An 18267-nucleotide genomic window follows, 5' to 3' on the forward strand; every position below is an offset into this window, starting at 1 on the left:
GGTAGGGAGGATGGCGGTCAGCGGGCAGTCAGCGGGCGTCCAGCAGGCTTTCCAGCAGCCGCGCCACATGCACGGCTTCGCGCGCCGTGCCGTCGGCGATCTGGTGGCGGCAGCTGGTGCCGTCGGCCACGACGATGGCCTCGGGGCGCTGGCGTATGGCCGGCAGCAGGGCCGCCTCGGCCATGTCCATGGAGACCTGGTGGTGGCTGGCCTCGTAGCCGAAGCTGCCGGCCATGCCGCAGCAGGAGCTTTCGATGAGCTCGGGCTGGGCGCCGGGAATCAGCCGCAGCACCTCGAGGATGGGGCTGACCGCGCCGAAGGCCTTCTGGTGGCAATGGCCGTGCACGAGGATGGGCGCCCCGGCGGCGCGCAGCGGCAGCGCGAAGCGGCCGGCCTTGACTTCACGGGCAATGAATTCCTCGAACAGCAGGGCCTGGGCGGCAACGGCCTGCGCAGGCTCACCCAGGCCCATGACCAGGGCTTCGTCGCGCAGGGTCAGCAGGCAGGAGGGCTCCAGGCCGACGATGGGGATGCCGGCGCGGGCCAGGGGCGCCAGGGCGTTGATCAGCGCACCGGCGCTGGCCTTGGCCTGCTCGACCATGCCGGTGGCCAGGTAGGTGCGGCCGCAGCAGTGGTGGCCGCCCCCCTCTTTGGCGGACTTGCTGGCGGTGTGCAGCGCATAGCCGGCCGCCTGCAGCACGCGGGCGGCGGCCAGGGCGTTTTCGCTTTCGAAGGTGCCGTTGAAGGTGTCCACGAAAAGCACGGCCACGCGCTCGCCGGCCGCCGCGCGGGCCAGGGCCTGGTCGCGGTCAAGAAAGGCATGTGCTTCGGGCGCGCGCCAGAAGGTGTCGCTGCGCCAGGACGGCAGCGAGCGCCTGGCGGACAGGCCCAGCAGTTTTTCGCTCAGTTGGCGCAGCACGGGCAGGCGGTTGCGCAGGTTCAGCAGCCAGGGCATGCGGCTGGCCGTGGCGGCGTAGCGCGGCAGATGGGCGACCAGCCGGTCCTTGAGCGTGTGGCCATGGCGGGCCTTGTAGTGGGCCAGGAATTCCACCTTCATGCGGGCCATATCCACGCCCGTGGGGCAGTCGCGCCTGCAGCCCTTGCAGCCCACGCACAGGTCCATGGTGTCGTGCAGGGCCTCGCTGGTGAAGGCGTCAGGCCCCAGCTGGCCCGAGATGGCCAGGCGCAGGGTGTTGGCGCGGCCGCGCGTCAGGTGCTGCTCGTCGCGCGTGACACGGTAGCTGGGACACATGGTGCCGGCGTCGAACTTGCGGCAGTGGCCGTTGTTGTTGCACATCTCCACGGCCTTGGCAAAGCCGCCGGTGACGTCGCCGCCCGTGCCGGGCGCCGTGGTGACTTCGGTGACCGGGTCGGCCTGCACGTTCCAGGCCGACCAGTCGAGCACGGGCGTGATGGGAATGCGCCGGTAGGGCTGGGGGGTGTCGGCGGGCGCAAAGCGGAACAGCCGGCCATCGTCCATCTTCGGCGTATCGATGATCTTGCCGGGGTTGAACAGGCCCTGGGGATCGAACTCCTGCTTGATGGCGCGCAGGGCCTCGGTGATGGCGGGCCCGAACTGCCAGGCAATCCACTCGCCGCGGCACAGCCCGTCGCCGTGCTCGCCGCTGAAGGCGCCCTTGTACTTGCGCACCAGTTCGGCCGCTTCCTCGGCAATGGCGCGCATGCGCGCCGCGCCGTCGGTGCGCATGTCCAGGATGGGCCGCACATGCAGCGTGCCCACGGAGGCATGGGCGTACCAGGTGCCCCGGCTGCCGTGGCGCGCGAACACTTCGGTGAGCGCGTCGGTGTATTCGGCCAGGTGCTGCAGCGGCACGGCGCAGTCCTCGATGAAGCTCACGGGCTTGCCGTCGCCCTTGAGGCTCATCATGATGTTCAGGCCCGCCTTGCGCACTTCCCAGAGGTTTTTCTGGGCCCCTTCCTCGGGCATTTCCACCACGCTGCCGGGCAGGCCCAGCTCGCCCATCAGCTCCACCAGCTGGCGCAGACGCGCCAGCAGCGCGGCGCGGTCGTCGCCGGCGAATTCCACCAGCAAGATGGCGGCCGGGCGGCCGATGAGGGCGGTCTCTATGGTGGGCTTGAAGGCCGGGTTGGCCAGGCCCAGCTCGATCATGGTGCGGTCCACCAGCTCCACGGCCGTGGGGCCCAGCTTCACGATGTGCTGGGCCGAGTCCATGGCCGCGTGGAAGGTGGGGAAGTTGACCACGCCCAGCACCTTGGCGCGCGGCAGCGCGCTGAGCTGCAGGGTGAGCGAGCGCGTGTAGGCCAGCGTGCCCTCGGCGCCTATCAGCAGATGGGCCAGGTTGACGCTGCCGTCGGCCGTGTAGGGCCGCTCGCTCTGGTTGTCGAAGATGTCGAGGTTGTAGCCGGCCACGCGGCGCATGACCTTGGGCCAGTGGGCGTGAATGTCCTCGCGGTGCTGTTGCGCCAGCCCGTGCACGAACTGCGCAATGCGCGCCGCGCGGCCCGTGGCCTGGGCGACGGGGCCGAAGTTCAGCAGCTCGCCATCGGCCATCCAGGCGCGGGCGCCGCGCACGTTGTGCACCATGTTGCCGTAGGCAATGGAGCGCGAGCCACAGGAGTTGTTGCCCGCCATGCCGCCCAGCGTGGCCTGGGCGCTGGTCGATACGTCCACCGGATACCACAGGCCGAGCTTCTTGAGCCGGGCGTTGAGGTGGTCCAGCACCAGGCCGGGCTCGACCTCGGCCGTGCCTGCATCAGGGTCCACCGAGAGGATGTTGCGCAAATGCTTGCTGTTGTCGATCACCAGGGCCGCGCCCGTGGTCTGCCCGCACTGGCTGGTGCCGCCGCCGCGCGGCAGCACGGGCACCTTCAGCTCGCGGGCGATCTGCAGGGCCGTGGCAATGTCTTCTTCGCAGGTGGGCACGAAGACGCCCACCGGCATGATCTGGTAGATGGAGGCGTCGGTGGCATAGCGCCCGCGCGAGGCGGCGTCGAACAGGACCTGGCCGCGCGTGTCCGAGCGCAGGCGGCGCGCCAGCGCCTGGCAGACATCGTCGGGCGGCAGCACGGTGCCGGGGGCGGGCACGGTGTCGTCGGGGGAAGCGGCAAGGCGGTGCGTGGATTCCATCAGCATGGCGGCTCTCATTCGTTCATGGTTCGTGGGTAGATCTGGCCTGCCTTGAGCAGGGCGATGACGGTGTCGCGCTTGTGCTCCAGGTGGGCGACCAGCACCTGGCGCAGCGCGGCGGCGTCGCGCGCCTGCAGCGCCTCCAGCATGCGTTCGTGCTCCTGGACGGCGCGCTTCCACTTGGCCGCGTCCTGGTTGGTGCGAAAGCGCAGCGACTGCACGCGGGCGTTGATGCGGCCATAGGTCTCGGCCAGCACGGGGTTGGCGGCGGCGCGGTTGATGGCCGAGTGGATCAGCGCATTGAGCCGGTAGTAGCCGGACAGGTCCTGGCGCGCATGGCTGGCCAGCATCTCGAAGTGCAGGGCCCGCACCTCGGCCAGTTGCTGCTCGCTGATGCGCTGCGCGGCCAGCTCGCCCGACATGCCCTCCAGCCCCGCCAGCACCTCGAAGGTCTGCAGCACATCGGCCTCGCCCAGGCGAACGGCCACGGCGCCGCGGTTGGGCACCAGGTCCACCAGCCCTTCGGAGGCCAGCAGCTTGATGGCCTCGCGCAGCGGCGTGCGCGAGACGCGCAGCTGCTCGCACAGCGCGCGCTCGTTGAGCTTGGCACCGGGCGGTATGCGCCCCTCCACCAGCCAGGTGCGCAGCCGCGCCGCCACCTGGTCATGCAGGGCAAGCCGCGAAATCTCGATGATCTCCGCCATGGATTCTCCTGGTCGAATGAATTTTGCATTCATTTTTACGCAAGCATTTCTCAAGGCATTCATGGTTATCACCAAGGCATTTATGAATTTTGAATGCAAAAATTCGCAAACACCCTCCCCCGCAGACCGACCTGGCATTTCCTTGAAAGGGACGCACCATGCTCACGCTCGACAACCATCCCACGGGCCGCCACTTCCTCCAGATCCCCGGCCCCAGCCCGGTTCCCGACCGCATCCTGCGGGCCATGAGCCTGCCCACCATCGACCACCGGGGGCCGGAGTTCGGCCAGCTCGGCCTCAAGGTGCTGGCCGGCATCCAGCAGGTCTTCAAGACCCGGCATCCGGTGGTGATCTATCCGGCCTCCGGCACCGGCGCCTGGGAGGCGGCCCTGATCAACACGCTCAGCCCTGGCGACCATGTGCTGATGTTCGAGACCGGCCACTTCGCCTCGCTGTGGCAGAAGATGGCCACGCGCCTGGGCCTGTCCACCGAATTCCTGTCCTATGGCGGCAGCGACGAGCACCTGCCCCAGGCGCCGGGCTGGCGCCATGGCGTGCAGGCCGGCCTGATCGAGGCGCGGCTGCGCAAGGACACGGAGCGCCGGATCCGCGCCGTGTGCGTGGTGCACAACGAGACCTCCACGGGCGTGACCTCGGACATCGCCGCCGTACGCCGCGCCATCGACGCGGCGGGCCACCCGGCCCTGCTGCTGGTGGACACCATCTCGGGCCTGGCCAGCGCCGACTACCGCCACGATGAATGGGGCGTGGACGTGACCATCAGCGGCTCGCAAAAGGGCCTGATGCTGCCGCCCGGCATCAGCTTCAACGCGCTGTCGCCACGCGCGCTGGAGGCCGCCAAAAGCGCCAAGCTGCCCAAGTCGTTCTGGGCCTGGGACGAGATCGTGGAGATGAACCAGACCGGCTACTGGCCCTACACGCCCAACACCAACCTGCTGTACGCCCTGTCCGAATCGCTGGACATGCTGCTGGCCGAAGGGCTGGATACGGTCTTTGCGCGCCACCAGCGCTGGGCGGCCGGCGTGCGCGCCGCCGTCCAGGCCTGGGGCCTGCCCATCCAGTGCGCCGATCCGCAGGTCTACTCGCCCGTGCTCACCGGCGTGATCACGCCCGAAGGCGTGGATGCCGACGCCCTGCGCCGCCTGATCCACACGCGGTTCGACCTGTCGCTGGGCGCGGGCCTGGGCAAGCTCAAGGGCCGCATGTTCCGCATGGGCCACCTGGGCGACAGCAACGACCTCACGCTGCTGGCCATGGTGGCGGGCGTGGAGATGGGGCTGAAGCTGTCCGGCATCCGACTGGCCGGCAGCGGCGTGCAGGCGTCCATGGACTACTTCGCTGCCCACGCCGCAGCCGGTGCGCTGCGCAAGGCCGCCTGAACCCACCGGCCCCGCGCCGAAAACCCTTGGCAGAGCCGGAGCACATGGCTCGCCCCCTTGATCGTGGATTGCACCAATACCAGGAAATAACAGGAGACAAGAGACATGACATCGCCCCGCAACCGCCTGGCGGCAACTGCCGTCGCCACCCTCGCCGCCACCGCCCTCTGCGCCCTCTCAGCCCCTGCCGCCTGGGCACAGTGGAAGCCCGCCAAGTCCGTCGAACTCGTCGTGCCGTTCTCGGCCGGTGGCGCCTCGGACCAGATGGCGCGCGTGATCCAGGCCATCGTCACCAAACACAAGCTGATCGAGCAGCCCGTGGTCATCCTCAACAAGGCCGGCGCCTCCGGCGCCGAGGGCATTCTGGACGTCAAGGCCTCGGCGCGCGACCCGCACAAGCTGCTGGTGGCCTCCACGGCCATCTTCACCCTGCCCATGGCCACGGCCCTGCCCTTCCAGTGGCGCGACCTGAATCCCGTGGCCATGATTGCCCAGGACCAGTTCGTGCTCTGGGTCAATGCCGAGACCGGCTACCAGACACCTGCCGACTACCTGGCCGCAGCGCGGCAGGCCGGCGGCAAGTTCAAGATGGGCGGCACCAGTTCCAAGCGCGAGGACCAGATCATCACGGCCAACATGGAACAGGCCGCCGGCGTGAAGTTCACCTACATCCCCTACAAGGGCGGCGGCGAGGCCAGCACGCAGCTGGTGGGCAAGCACATCGACTCCAACGTCAACAACCCCAGCGAGTCCATGGCGCAGTGGCGCGCGGGCCAGGTGCGGGCGCTGTGCGTGTTCGACACGCAGCGCATCGAGTACACGGCCAAGGTCACGGGCAGCCAGGCGCTGTCGGACATCCCCACCTGCAGGGAGCAGGGCCTGGATGTGCAATACACCATGCTGCGCGGCTTCTTCCTGCCGCCCGGCACCACGCCCGAGCAGGCGCAGTTCTATGCGGGCGTGATGCACAAGGTGGTGGCCACGCCCGAGTGGAAGGAGTACCTGGAGAAAAACGCGCTCAAGCCCGAGTACATGACGGGGCAGGCCTTCGTGGACTTCCTGGCCAAGGACGAGACGCGCCACCTCGACATCATGAAGAAGGCCGGCTTCCTGTCGGCCAGCGTGGCCGCCGCCGCCAAGTGAGGAGCCGCGCCATGGACACCGCCATCCACCTTGCCCCGCCCTCCTCCAATGCAGCAGCAGCAGCAGCCCCGGCCCAGCCCTCCAGCGCGGCCACCGAATCCATCCCCGCCGCCGAAGCCCAGGCCCCCGGCCTGTCCCGCCGCCATGTGGAGTACGGCGTGGCCGCCGTGCTGCTGGCGCTGGCCGTGCTCGTGGTCTGGGACAACCAGCGCATTGGCGCGGGCTGGAGCGACACCGGCCCGCAGGCCGGCTACTTCCCGCTGCGCGTGGGCGCCGTGCTGGGCATCTGCGCCATCGCCGTCTTCGTGCAGGCGCTGCGCAGCCGCAGCCAGGAGCAGTTCGCCAGCTGGCTGCAGCTAAAGCGCGTGGCCCAGGTGCTGCTGCCGCTGACGGCCTACATTGCCGTGATCGCGCCGCTGGGCATCTACGCGGCCTCGGTGCTGTTCATCACGGGCTTCATGGTGTTTGCGGGCCGCTATCCCTGGTGGAAGGCCGTGGCGCTGTCGGGCTTCACCAGCGTACTGCTGTTCTACGTCTTCGAGATCCAGTTCAAGGTGCCCCTGCCCAAGGGTCCGCTTGAAGCCTGGCTCGGCTATTGACCCCTGTCGCCGCCACGGAGCAACACCATGGACGAACTCCAATACCTCGCGCACGGCTTCGCGGCCGTCACCACCTGGCAGAACACGGGGCTGATGCTCACGGGCATCCTGCTGGGCATCGTGGTCGGCGTGCTGCCGGGCCTGGGTGGCCCCAACGGCGTGGCCATCCTGCTGCCGCTGACCTTCGGCATGTCGCCCACCTCGGCCATCATCCTGCTGTCTTGCATCTACTGGGGGGCGCTGTTCGGCGGCGCCATCACCTCGGTGCTGTTCAACATCCCGGGCGAGGCCTGGTCGGTGGCCACCACCTTCGACGGCTATCCCATGGCCCAGCAGGGCCATGCCGGGGCGGCGCTGACCACGGCCTTCACGGGCTCGTTCATCGGCGCCATCTCGGGCGTGATGCTGATCACCTTCCTGGCGCCGGTCGTGGCCTCGTTCGCGCTGCAGTTCGGGCCGCCGGAGTTCTTTGCGGTCTTCTTCCTGACGTTTTGCTCCTTCATCGGCATGGGCAAGGAGCCCAAGGCCAAGATCGTGGCCGCCATGGCCGTGGGCCTGCTGCTGGCGGCCGTGGGCATGGACACCATCTCAGGCGACCTGCGCATGACCTTCGGCTCCACCGAGCTGCTGCGCGGCTTTGATTTCCTGGTGGTGGTGATCGGCCTGTTCGGCATCAGCGAGATCCTGATGACCATCGAGGAAGGCCTGGCCTTCAAGGGCAAGAAGGCCTCCATCGACCTCAAGGTGGTGTTCAGGACCTGGGCCCAGCTGCCGCGCTACTGGCTGACCATGCTGCGCTCGGCCCTGGTGGGCTGCTGGATGGGCGTGACGCCGGGCGGCGCCGTGGCGGCCAGCTTCATGGGCTACGGGCTGGCCAAGAAGTTCTCGCGCGACCCCGACAGCTTCGGCAAGGGCAACCCCGAAGGCGTGCTCGCCCCCGAGACCGCCGCCCACGCGGCCGGCACCTCGGCTCTGCTGCCCATGCTGGCCCTGGGCATTCCGGGCTCGGCCACGGCGGCCGTGCTGCTGGGCGGGCTGATGATCTGGGGCCTGCAGCCCGGCCCGCTGCTGTTCACCGAGCAAAAGGACTTCGTCTGGGGCCTGATCGCCAGCATGTACCTGGGCAACATCGCCGGCCTGGTCATCGTCATGGCCACCGTGCCGCTGTTCGCCGCCATCCTGCGCGTGCCGTTTTCCATCGTCGCGCCCATGATCCTCATGGTCTGCGCCATCGGCGCCTTCACCGTGCACGGCAATGCCACGGACATCTGGCTCATGCTGGTCTTCGGCGTGGTCGGCTATGTGTTCAAGAAGCTCGACTATCCGCTGGCGCCCATGGTGCTGGCCATCGTGCTGGGCGACCGCATGGAAGACGCCTTCCGCCAGAGCATGCTCTCCAGCCAGGGCGCGCTGGGCATCTTCTGGCACAACGGCCTGTCGGGCACCATCACCACGCTGGCCTTGCTGATGCTGGTGTGGCCGCTGCTGGGCAGGCTGCGGGCGATGGCGTTCGGGGCGAGGGCTGTGGCGGCCTGAGAGGAGCCGTCTACAGCGAATCAGCCTCCGCTTCCGGCCAGAGGCGAGGGAAGTAAAAACGCAGGGCGTGCAGCGGCACGCCCAGGCGCACTCTTCCATACGGTGAATCCGTCTCCAGCAGGCCGCGCTTGAGCAGTGCCGATACCTGGGCGGTGGCCAGCCGGTCACCCAACCCCAGCATGGCCTTGAAGTCGGCCCGATCCATCTCCGCCTGGGCCGCAAAAAGATAGTGCAATGCGCGCAATGCCTCGCTGCGCACGCCTTGGCGCACCACCCGTTCCTCATAGGCAAGGCATGCCGCCATGCGTTCCTTCATGCCGTCCAGCGACAGAAGTCCCTCCATGAAGCTCACTTGGTCCATGCACAGTTCCAGCACGTATGCGATCCAGTCGATCAACCCCAGTTCGGTCAGATTGCCACGGCCATCAAGGTCACCACGGCGCGGCTCGTCTGCGGCGGCAAGCAAGGCGTAATAGCGCTCCTGCGACCGTGCGAACCCCCTCAGGGGGGACCACAGACCATTGCTCAGGCCCATGTGGGTTAGTACGAGATGTGAATGCAGCCGGGCCACACGCCCGTTGCCGTCCCGGAACGGATGGATCCACGCCAGGCGCTGGTGCGCAGCGGCCATGGCCACCAACTGCAACTCGCCACGGCGCACGCCGGAGTAGAAGCTCGACCAGCGGTCAAGAAAAAATGGCAACTGCCCCGCTGCAGGCGCCGCATGCCTGCCCACGCTAACCTCCCGCGTGCGCCATCGACCCGGCTCGATGGCATCGTCGCCAAGGGCGCCGGCCTCCAGATCGGCCTGGGGCAGACGGGCGAAGAGATCCTGGTGGATATCGGCCAGCATCTGGGGGGTCCAGACCTGCGCATTCGTCCATTGCGTGGACCTGTACTCCAGTTGCTCTTCAGTGGCCATGTGCGCCAGCGCCAATCGCTGACGGCGGGCCTGATCTTCGTCCTGCGCATAGTCGTTGTGCAGGGCGCGCTCGATATCCAGCGGAAAGGTGTGCTGCCCCTCGATCCTGTTCGAGTAATACGAGTTCATGGCCCGAAGCAGCCGGCGCAGGCCTGGCAATGTGTCTGGTCGGTAGCGGCCGGCCAGCCGCTCACCCAACCTGATCAGGTCATGGGAGAGCTCCAGCAAAGGGCCCAGCTTGTGTTCCCCCGGCAGCAGCGGCTCCATCTGGGCAGGATGGTCGTAGAGCAGGAATTTTTGCGACATTGATCACCTATATAAGCAGCTGATTTATATAGATGAAATCCGTTTGGTGCGAGATATTTTGCGAGTTCTTCTGCAAGATTCCCTAACACGTCCCCTAATCCCTGTACCGCTTCTTGCGAAACGCCAGCCAGGCGGCGATGACGGTGAAGGCGATCACGATGGACACCACGATCCAGAAGCCGTGCTCGTGCTCTGCCAGCGGTATGCCGCCCACGTTCATGCCGAACAGGCCGGCCAGGATGTTGATGGGCAGGGCCAGCACGGTGACAACGGTCAGCACGAAGAGGCTGTTGCTGTTGTCCTCGTTCACGGCGGCGGCCACTTCTTCCTGCAGCAGCTTGATGCGGTCCTGCAGGGTCTGCATGTCGCGCAGCATGAGCGAGAACTCCTCGCTGGCGGCGGCCAGGCCGCGGCGGTCGTCCTCGCCCATCCAGGCGGGGGGCTGCTGCAGCAGGCGGAACAGCGCGGCCGGCTCGGGCGCCAGCAGGCGCTGCAGGCGCACCAGCAGCCGGCGCAGCCGGCCCAGGTGGGCGCGCGGATGGTGGTAGCGCTGCGCGATGATGGCGTCTTCGATGTCGTCCACGCGCGCCGTGGTCTCGCGCACCACCTTGACCAGCACGTCGGCCTGGGTGCGCATCAGGTGTTCCAGCAGCTCGGCCGTGCTGGCGGGGCTGTCGCCCTGGCGCACGCCGGCACGCAGCGCATCGACCGAGCGCAGCGGCTGGGTGCGCGCGGTGACGACCAGGCGCTCGTCCAGGCAGATCCACAGCGTGGCGATGTCGGCCGACTCGAAGTTGAACTCGAAATTCACATCGTTGAGCACGGCGACCAGGGAGTCATCGGAGCGCTCGATGCGCGTGGAGGCCAGGCCCTCGCGCAGCGTGGTGTAGAAGACTTCGGGCAGCGCGGCGTGGCGCTGCAGCCAGCGCAGGGACTGGGTATTGGCCAGGTTGAAGTGCAGCCACAGGAAGTCGCGCCGGCCCGGCTCGGTGAGCGGACGCTCTGCGCCCAGCCACTGCGCGGCCGACTGCGCCGTCATGGCCTCCACACGCCGCTGCGTGTCGCAGAAAAACCGCCAGCCGCAGATCAGGCCTGCGTCTTCATTGGCCTGGGCCAGGGGGGAGGCTGCGTCAGTCATGGATGGGTGGGGCACCTGCGGGGAGTGGCCTGCGCGGGCCGGACAAGTGCGGGATTCTTGGCCGCCTCCATGACAGAGGTGTGACAACTGTCACGGAGTCGTCATCCGATGTGCCTGCCCCCCAGTCGGGGGTGCGGGGCAGGCCTCAGCACATCACGACGTTCTCCAGCGTGAACGAGAACGGCGTGGACCCGGCGCCCGCACCGCCGCCTCGCATCACGATGTCGGCGCGCGAGATGCCCAGCAGGGAGATCTCGGTGTTGATGTCGCTCAGGATGGCCGAGTTCATGACCTGGCCCTGTTCTATCTGCGAGACCACCCCGATCCAGATGGAGGGCTTGAATTCGAACACGGCCTTTTGCTGGGGGGCAATCGCGGTCTTGACGGCCAGCAGCCGGCCGTCCTTGTAGCAACTGGCATTGATGGCGCCCCGGGGCAGCGAGTTGAGCACCTGCACTTCGTTGGAGCTTGCGCCATAGCCTGCGGGCGCCAGGCGATCGCCGCTGCTGCTCAGGGACAGCTGGAACTGCTGGCCGAACTGCGCCTCCAGCTGGGGCGTGTGGTTGCCATAGCTGTCGCTGGCACCGACCTGCAGGCCCAGCGGGAAGGTGAACGGGTGGTTGTCGCCCTGGCCGCAGTACTTGATGACCCGCCAGGCCACGGCCAGCTCCTCGAAATCGCTGGCCACGTTTTTCTGAAAGATGACGATCTGCGAGTTGTTTGCGTCGTTCGATTGATTGACGAAGTTGAGTTGAACGCCCATGCATCTCTCCTGATGGATCAAAAAAGCGCTGCGGCGCTTTCTGCTGCCCCGCCGTGCGGGCGCAAGCGCACTGTAGGGAACAACGATCCTTCAGAAAATTACGCCTGATTACATCCCGTCCCCTCCACCGGGAACGGCCCAGACCCGCCCGCCGCCCACGGCAAAGCACTGGAGGCCAGGACCGGGCGGCAGGCTGGCCATGCCGGTGAACAGGCCAAAGGCCGGCAGCAGGGTGAAGCCCGGGTGCACGGCAAAGCACGGCAGGCGCAGGGCATCTCGCCCGGGGCCGCGCAGCACGACGGCGGGGTGGACATGGCCGGCCAGCACATGGCAGGCAGGAGCCTCCTGCGGGTAATGGCAGCCCGCGAATGGCCCCAGGCGCCAGGGTTCGTCCACCACGCTGATGCCCAGCGCGGACGGCGGGTCGCCCGCATGGCTGTCGTGGTTGCCACGCACCAGGACCACCTCCAGCGCCGCGTGGCGGAGTCGCCAGTCGGCCAGGGCGGCCAGCACGGACGGCGTGCGGGCCTGCGCGGCATGCAGGAAGTCGCCCAGAACGACCAGCCGGCGCACCGACAGGCCCTGCAGCAGCGCCGACAGCCGGTCCAGGTTGCCCTGGGTGGTGCCGGCCGGCACGGGAATGCCGCGCGCGCGGAAGGTGGCGGCCTTGCCCAGGTGCAGGTCGGCAATGAACAGCGTGCCCTGGGCGGGCCACCACAGGGCGTGCTGGGCCAGCAGGTGGACGGGCTCGCCCGCCAGGAGGATGCCCAGGCTGCCGGCCAGGGCGTCGGGGGAAAAAGGACTTGGCAACGGTGCGTGGCCTTTCATCAGCGGTGCAATGGTTCTACAGCAGCGGCAAGGGCCGCGAGGGCTTGCGCACGCGGCGCGGGCGGCGGCTGGCGGCATCGGCCTCGGGGCCATCGGTGGCCTGCAGCGAGAAATCCAGCGTGCGGCGCACGGCGGCCGTGTCCTCGTCCACGGCGGGGGGCTGGTCTGCCTTGGGTTTTTTCCGTGGACGCAGCGGCGGATCGGGCGGGACCAGGTCCTGCGTGCGCGGCTCGCTGGCTGCACCGCCGGCGTCTGCCGCCTCGTGCAGTTGAGCCAGCATGCGCGCGATGCGGTCGGCCAGGTGCTCGTTGGTGAGCTTTTCGCGAAAGCGCTCCACCATCAGCGGAAAGGCAAACGGGCTGGGCCGGCGCAGCGCGCTCACCACCAGCTGCTGGGCCTGCATGCGGCGCAGCGCGGCCAGCAGCTGGGCCACATCCAACTCCTGGCTCAGGACTTCCTCATCGGCCTGGCGCAGCAGCAGGTTCATGTCGTCGTATTTGCGAAAGACCTCGAAGAACAGCTGGGCCGAGGCCTGCAGCTGGCGCGCGCTGCGGCGCTCGCCCGGGTGGCTCTGGAAGATCAGGCCCGAGACGCGGGCGATCTCGCGGAAGCGCCGCCTTGCCATCTCGGTGGCGTTGAGGCTGGCCAGCACTTCGTGCAGCAGGGCGTGGCGGGCGTCATCGCCCGCCAGGTGGGCGTCGTCGGCGGCCTGGTCCCAGTGGCGGTCGGCATTGGCGGTGTTGCGCATGGCGCCCGCCTCCGTGGCAGAGACACGTCCGGGCGCCGCCACGGCCTGCACCGGCTCGGCGCGCAGCAGTTCGGGCAGCATGGCGGCCCAGTCACGCTCGGTGGCGCTCAGCAGCTCCAGCCCGTAGTCGTTGACGGCGATGGAAAAGGTGCCCGTCTCGCCCTGCGCGGCGCGCCAGGCCAGCAGGCTGGCCAGCCCCGTATGGGCATGGCGGCCCGCAAAGGGGTAGAGGAAGAGATGCCAGCCTTCGCGCGTGCGCAGGGTTTCGGCCAGTAGCGTGCCGGGCGTGGGCAGGGCCGACCAGCGCTGCTGCACCTCCAGCAGGGGGCGCACGCAGCGCAGCTCGGGCGAGTGGTAGTCGCCCGCTGCCGCCAGCGCCAACTGCTGCACCACGAAGTCGGCCAGCACGGTGGACAGCGGCATGCGCGCGCCCGCCCAGCGCGGCACGGTGGGCCGTGTTCTGGCGGCGCGGCGCACGTAGGCGGTCATGTCCTCGATCCGCACCAGCTCCAGCACCTGGCCCGCGAAGACAAAGGCATCGCCGGGCGACAGGCGCGACAGAAAGCTCTCTTCCATGCTGCCCAGCCGCGCGCCGTGCAGGATCTGCACGCTCATGCTGGCGTCGCTGACGATGGTGCCGATGTTGGCGCGGTGCCTGCGCGCCAGCCGCGCGTCGGGCATGCGCCAGATGCCCTCCGCGTCGGGCCGCACGCGCTGGTAGTCGGGATAGGCGGCCAGCGAGGGGCCGCCGCGGTGCACGAAGTCCAGGCACCACTGCCAGACCGCGGGCGCCAGCCCGGCGTAGGCGACGGTGCGGCGCACTTCGGCATACAGCTCATCGGGCACGAAGCCGCCGCCCAGGGCCACGGTGGCCAGGTGCTGCACCAGCACGTCCACGGGCTGGCGGGGGCTGGCGCGCATTTCCACCTGCTGCGCGCGCACGGCGGCGCGGGCGGCGGCGGCCTCCACCAGCTCCAGGCTGTGCGTGGGCACCAGGGTGATGCGCGAGGGCCGGCCCGGCGCATGGCCCGAGCGGCCCGCGCGCTGCAGCAGCCGTGCAATGCCCTTGGCCGAGCCGATCTGCAGCACCCGCTCCACGGGCAGGAAGTCCACGCCCAGGTCCAGGCTGCTGGTGCAGACCACGGCCTTGAGCGTGCCGGCCTTGAGCCCGGCCTCCACCCATTCGCGCACACCCCGGTCCAGAGAGCCATGGTGGATGGCCAGCAGGCCGGCCCAGTCGGGCCGGGCCTCCAGCAGCGCCTTGTACCAGAGCTCCGCCTGCGAGCGCACATTCACAAAGACCAGGGTGGAGCCTGCCGTGGCCTCCAGCTCGCGCACCACGGCCGGCAGCATGGCCAGCCCCAGGTGGCCGGCCCAGGAAAAGCGCTCGGGCCGGTCGGGCAGCAAGGTGTCCACCACCAGGCGCTTGTCCACCTGGCCCTGGACCAATACGCCGGGCCGCGGCTGGCCCTGGTCGTCCAGGCCCAGCAGGGTCTGCATGGCTTCGTCCAGATTGCCCAGCGTGGCCGACATGCCCCAGACGCTCAGTTGCGGGCTCCAGCCGCGCAGCCGCGCCAGGGCCAGCTGCAGTTGCACGCCGCGCTTGTTGCCCAGCAGCTCGTGCCATTCATCGGCCACCACCAGGCGCACGGAGCCCAGCAGCTCGCGCGCATCGGCCCGCGCCAGCAGCAGGGACAGGCTCTCGGGTGTGGTGACCAGCACGGTGGGCAGCTGGCGCGACTGCGCGCTGCGCTCGGCGCTTCCCGTATCGCCCGTGCGTGCGCCCACGGTCCAGCGCGCCAGCTCGGGATGGCCCTGGGCCAGCGCCTGCAAGGGCGTCTGCAGCGCCTTGAGCGTGTCAGCCGCCAGGGCGCGCATGGGCGTGATCCACAGCACGGTCAGGGGTGCGGCGGCGGGTTTTCTCCTGCTGGGTGGGGCCTGGGCAGGGGCCTGGAGAGGGGCCTGTGCAGGCGCCTTGGAGGCCTGCGCAAAGGCCTGCAGCGCGCCCAGCCAGACCGCATAGGTCTTGCCTGCGCCCGTGGTCGCATGCAGCAGGCCGCTGTGGCCCTGGGCCAGCGCCTTCCACACGGCGCGCTGGAAGACAAAGGGCTTCCAGCCCCGTGCGGCAAGCCAGGCGGTGGCGAGGGGGTGGGCGGAACGGGTGGCCATGGCGCGGTGCGTCACGGGTCGGAATGCGGCAGCAGGGCGGCCAGCGTGTCGATGGAGTCGGCCTCCTGCACAGGCTTGTCCTCGCGCCAGCGCAGCATGCGCGGAAAGCGCACGGCAATGCCGCTCTTGTGGCGTGCGCTGCGCGCAATGCCCTCGAAGCCCAGCTCAAACACCAGGGTGGGCCGCACGCTGCGCACGGGGCCGAAGCTCTCCACCGTAGTCTTGCGGATGACGGCGTCCACGCGCGCCATTTCGGCATCGGTCAGGCCCGAATAGGCCTTTGCGAAGGGCACGAGGGCGCGGCCCTCGGTGCCGGGCGGCGCGTTCCAGACGGCAAAGGTGTAGTCGCTGTAGAGGCTGGCGCGACGGCCATGGCCACGCTGTGCATAGATGAGCACGGCGTCCACGCTCAGCGGATCGATCTTCCACTTCCACCACACGCCGCTGTCCTTGGTGCGGCCCACGCCGTAGGCGGCATCGCGGGCCTTGAGCATCATGCCCTCCACTCCCAGGGAACGGGCCTGCTCGCGAAGTTCGGCCAGGGCCTGCCAGCTATCGCCCGCAAGGACCGGACTGGGCAGCAGCGCCGGGTGCGCCACCAAGGCCACCAGCCGTTCCAGCCGCGCGCGCCGTTCATGCTGGGGCAACGCGCGCAGGTCCTGGCCGCCCTCCTCCAACAAGTCATAGGCCAGCAGCACCACGGGCAGCTCGCGCAGCAGCTTGGGGCCCAGGGTCTTGCGGCCTATGCGCTTTTGCAGGTCGGCAAAGGGGCGCACATGGGCGGGCGCCTCGCCCTGCTGCGCGGCCCAGACGACGATCTCGCCGTCGATCACGGTGCCCGCAGGCAAGGCATCGCCCATGGCCTGCAGCTCGGGGAAGCGCTCGCTCACCAGTTCCTCGCCGCGCGACCAGATCCAGGTGCCCAGCGCGTCACCGCTGCCGCGCCGCACGATCTGGGCGCGTATGCCGTCCCATTTCCACTCCACCACCCATTGGGACGGCGGGCCGAGCACGGCGTCGAACTGCTCCAGCGGCAACTGCAGCGGATGGGCCAGGAAGAAGGGATAGGGGTGGCCGCGTGCTTCGCCCGAATGCGCGTCATCGCCCTCTTCCTCTCCCGCCACCAGCCGCAGGTAGTCGGCCGCCCCGGGCCGCGCGCCGATGTGGGTGTAGCCCATGAGCCGCTGGGCGATGCGCTTGGCATCCACCCCGCTGACGGCCGCCAGCGCCTGCGTGACCTGCAGCCGCGACACGCCGACCCGGAAGGCGCCGGTGATCAGCTTGAAGTAGACCAGCCGCTCATCGGCCGCCAGCCGCGCCCACTGCGTGCGCAGCGTGTCCGCCAGCGCCTCGGGCGCCATGCCGCGCAGCGGCAGCAGGTGGTCCGTGACCCAGGCGGCCAGGCCCAGGTCGTGCGCGTCACCGGGTGGCGGCAGCAGCAGCGCAATGGTTTCGGCCAGGTCGCCCACGGCCTCGTAGCTTTCGTCGAACAGCCATTCGGGCAGGCCGGCAGCCTCGCGCGCCAGCTCCTTCAAGACCTTGGTGGGCACCAGCTGGCGCGGCTTGCCGCCGGCCAGGAAGTAGACGGCCCAGGCCGCATCGGCAGGCGCGGCGGCGCGCAGATAGGCCTGCAGCGCGGCCTGCTTGTCGCGGCTGGCGGTGCTGGCGTCCAGCGCGCGGTAGAGGGCGGCGAAATCCTTCATGGGGCGGGTGCCTCATCCGGTGCAGCCTGGGCGGCGGCAGCCTCGTCCTCATCGCCGTATTCGGTCTGGAAGGCTTGCGCATCCAGCCCCTGCTCGCGCAGCCAGCGCACCAGCACCGCCACGCTGCCATGCGTGACGAAGACACGCTCGGCGCCCGTGGCGCCTATGGCGTACTGCAGGCCGGGCCAGTCGGCATGGTCGGACATGACAAAGCCCCGGTCCACGCCACGGCGACGGCGCGTGCCGCGCAGCTGCATCCAGCCGCTGGCAAAGGCATCGGCATGGCCGGGAAAGCGGCGCATCCACGGCGTGCCCTGCGCCGAAGGTGGCGCCAGCACCAGGGCCGTCTTGAGCAGTTGTGCATCCACGCCGGGGTCGGTCACGCGCAGCGTGGGCGGCAGGTCCACGCCCGCTGCGCGGTACACGGCATTGAGCGGCTCCACCGCGCCATGCACGACGATGGGGCCGATGCGGCGGTCCACCCCGTGCAGGATGCGCTGGGCCTTGCCGAAGGCATAGCACAGCAGCACCGAGGGCCGGCCCTGGGCGGCGTTGGCCTGCCACCAGGCGTTGATGTCGGCCATGAGCTCGGGCTGGCGGGGCCAGCGGTAGATGGGCAGGCCGAAGGTGGATTCGGTGATGAAGGTGTCGCAGCGCACGGGCTCGAAGGGGGTGCAGGTGCCATCGGCCTCGGTCTTGTAGTCGCCCGAGGCCACCCAGACCTGGCCGCCATGCTCCAGCCGCACCTGGGCCGATCCGAGCACATGGCCGGCCGGGTGCAGGGAGATGCGTACGCCGTGGTGATCGATGGCTTCGCCATACGGCAGGGTCTGCAGCGTGATGTCCGCGCCCAGCCGTGCGCGCAGCACGCCCTCGCTGTCGTCATGGGCCAGGTAATGGGCATGGCCGGCGCGCGCGTGGTCGGAGTGGCCATGCGTGATCACGGCCCGGTCCACGGGCCGCCAGGGGTCGATGTAGAAGTCGCCGGCCGCACAGTACAGGCCTTCGGGGCGGGCCACGATCAGGTCGGCGGCCATGCGGGATCAGGGGCGGGAATGCTCATGGCCCCATGCTAGTGGGGCGGTCGCCGCGCGCACGCTGGCCCGGAGCGCGGCAGGCTGTCAGCCTGCACCTACCCCCGCAACCAGGCTGCAACCGCGGGACAACCGCGACACAACCGGTCCGCAGGGCCGGTCAAA

Annotated in this window: 13 protein-coding genes; 4 read left to right on the forward strand and 9 right to left on the reverse strand. The window is 69.2% G+C overall.

Annotation, left to right across the window (positions count from 1 at the left end; all coding sequences use genetic code 11):
* Positions 1-28: 28 nt before the first annotated feature.
* Together IB269_RS18580 and IB269_RS18585 are read right to left on the reverse strand one after the other, a co-directional pair.
* Complete coding sequence (locus IB269_RS18580) at positions 29-3115, reverse strand: FAD-binding and (Fe-S)-binding domain-containing protein (protein ID WP_192367937.1); 3087 nt, start codon at positions 3113-3115, stop codon at positions 29-31.
* Positions 3116-3123: 8 nt separating this feature from the next.
* Positions 3124-3813 (reverse strand): GntR family transcriptional regulator, encoded by a 690-nt coding sequence (locus tag IB269_RS18585; protein WP_012204897.1) that lies wholly within the window; start codon positions 3811-3813, stop codon positions 3124-3126.
* 158 nt (positions 3814-3971) lie between these two features.
* Between IB269_RS18585 and IB269_RS18590 the strand changes: the two genes are divergently transcribed.
* The 4 genes from IB269_RS18590 to IB269_RS18605 all read left to right on the forward strand — a co-directional run bounded on the left by IB269_RS18590 (position 3972) and on the right by IB269_RS18605 (position 8491).
* The gene (locus tag IB269_RS18590; protein WP_012204896.1) at positions 3972-5213 is read left to right on the forward strand and encodes a pyridoxal-phosphate-dependent aminotransferase family protein; all 1242 of its coding nucleotides are present in this window, start codon (positions 3972-3974) and stop codon (positions 5211-5213) included.
* 105 nt (positions 5214-5318) lie between these two features.
* Entirely contained in the window at positions 5319-6356 is a 1038-nt protein-coding gene (locus IB269_RS18595) for a Bug family tripartite tricarboxylate transporter substrate binding protein (RefSeq protein ID WP_034392278.1), read from the forward strand.
* Positions 6357-6367: 11 nt separating this feature from the next.
* Positions 6368-6955 carry a tripartite tricarboxylate transporter TctB family protein gene (locus IB269_RS18600; protein WP_192367938.1) on the forward strand — a complete coding sequence of 196 codons (588 nt, stop codon included), beginning with the start codon at positions 6368-6370 and terminating at the stop codon, positions 6953-6955.
* A gap of 27 nt (positions 6956-6982) precedes the next feature.
* Positions 6983-8491 (forward strand): tripartite tricarboxylate transporter permease, encoded by a 1509-nt coding sequence (locus tag IB269_RS18605; RefSeq protein WP_192367939.1) that lies wholly within the window; start codon positions 6983-6985, stop codon positions 8489-8491.
* 10 nt (positions 8492-8501) lie between these two features.
* On the opposite strand, the gene IB269_RS18610 is transcribed toward IB269_RS18605, so the two are convergent.
* The 7 genes from IB269_RS18610 to IB269_RS18640 all read right to left on the reverse strand — a co-directional run bounded on the left by IB269_RS18610 (position 8502) and on the right by IB269_RS18640 (position 18105).
* Positions 8502-9719, reverse strand: a complete 1218-nt coding sequence (locus tag IB269_RS18610; protein ID WP_016453711.1) for a Fic family protein — start codon at positions 9717-9719, stop codon at positions 8502-8504.
* Between the two features lie 94 nt (positions 9720-9813).
* Complete coding sequence (locus IB269_RS18615; RefSeq protein ID WP_012204892.1) at positions 9814-10857, reverse strand: transporter; 1044 nt, start codon at positions 10855-10857, stop codon at positions 9814-9816.
* Positions 10858-11002: 145 nt separating this feature from the next.
* Positions 11003-11620: a hypothetical protein gene (locus IB269_RS18620; protein ID WP_192367940.1), complete on the reverse strand. Its 618-nt coding sequence runs from the start codon at positions 11618-11620 to the stop codon at positions 11003-11005.
* A 108-nt stretch (positions 11621-11728) separates the two neighbouring features.
* Entirely contained in the window at positions 11729-12448 is a 720-nt protein-coding gene (gene pdeM / locus IB269_RS18625) for a ligase-associated DNA damage response endonuclease PdeM (RefSeq protein WP_192367941.1), read from the reverse strand.
* Positions 12449-12464: 16 nt separating this feature from the next.
* Positions 12465-15365, reverse strand: a complete 2901-nt coding sequence (locus IB269_RS18630; RefSeq protein ID WP_192367942.1) for a ligase-associated DNA damage response DEXH box helicase — start codon at positions 15363-15365, stop codon at positions 12465-12467.
* 11 nt (positions 15366-15376) lie between these two features.
* Entirely contained in the window at positions 15377-17068 is a 1692-nt protein-coding gene (locus tag IB269_RS18635) for an ATP-dependent DNA ligase (protein WP_192367943.1), read from the reverse strand.
* A complete protein-coding gene (locus tag IB269_RS18640; protein ID WP_192367944.1) occupies positions 17065-18105 on the reverse strand; it encodes a ligase-associated DNA damage response exonuclease in 1041 nt (346 codons plus the stop codon). Before IB269_RS18640 ends, IB269_RS18635 begins: the two co-directional genes overlap by 4 nt.
* Between the last annotated feature and the right edge of the window lie 162 nt (positions 18106-18267).

This window comes from Delftia sp. DLF01, assembly GCF_014852125.1.
GTDB lineage: Bacteria > Pseudomonadota > Gammaproteobacteria > Burkholderiales > Burkholderiaceae_C > Comamonas > Comamonas acidovorans.

Coding starts and splice junctions, on each gene's coding strand:
- IB269_RS18580 (WP_192367937.1), bottom strand. CDS start 3,115: ATGCTGATGGAATCCACGCACCGCCTTGCCGCTTCCCCCGACGACACC.
- IB269_RS18585 (WP_012204897.1), bottom strand. CDS start 3,813: ATGGCGGAGATCATCGAGATTTCGCGGCTTGCCCTGCATGACCAGGTG.
- IB269_RS18590 (WP_012204896.1), top strand. CDS start 3,972: ATGCTCACGCTCGACAACCATCCCACGGGCCGCCACTTCCTCCAGATC.
- IB269_RS18595 (WP_034392278.1), top strand. CDS start 5,319: ATGACATCGCCCCGCAACCGCCTGGCGGCAACTGCCGTCGCCACCCTC.
- IB269_RS18600 (WP_192367938.1), top strand. CDS start 6,368: ATGGACACCGCCATCCACCTTGCCCCGCCCTCCTCCAATGCAGCAGCA.
- IB269_RS18605 (WP_192367939.1), top strand. CDS start 6,983: ATGGACGAACTCCAATACCTCGCGCACGGCTTCGCGGCCGTCACCACC.
- IB269_RS18610 (WP_016453711.1), bottom strand. CDS start 9,719: ATGTCGCAAAAATTCCTGCTCTACGACCATCCTGCCCAGATGGAGCCG.
- IB269_RS18615 (WP_012204892.1), bottom strand. CDS start 10,857: ATGACTGACGCAGCCTCCCCCCTGGCCCAGGCCAATGAAGACGCAGGC.
- IB269_RS18620 (WP_192367940.1), bottom strand. CDS start 11,620: ATGGGCGTTCAACTCAACTTCGTCAATCAATCGAACGACGCAAACAAC.
- pdeM (WP_192367941.1), bottom strand. CDS start 12,448: ATGAAAGGCCACGCACCGTTGCCAAGTCCTTTTTCCCCCGACGCCCTG.
- IB269_RS18630 (WP_192367942.1), bottom strand. CDS start 15,365: ATGGCCACCCGTTCCGCCCACCCCCTCGCCACCGCCTGGCTTGCCGCA.
- IB269_RS18635 (WP_192367943.1), bottom strand. CDS start 17,068: ATGAAGGATTTCGCCGCCCTCTACCGCGCGCTGGACGCCAGCACCGCC.
- IB269_RS18640 (WP_192367944.1), bottom strand. CDS start 18,105: ATGGCCGCCGACCTGATCGTGGCCCGCCCCGAAGGCCTGTACTGTGCG.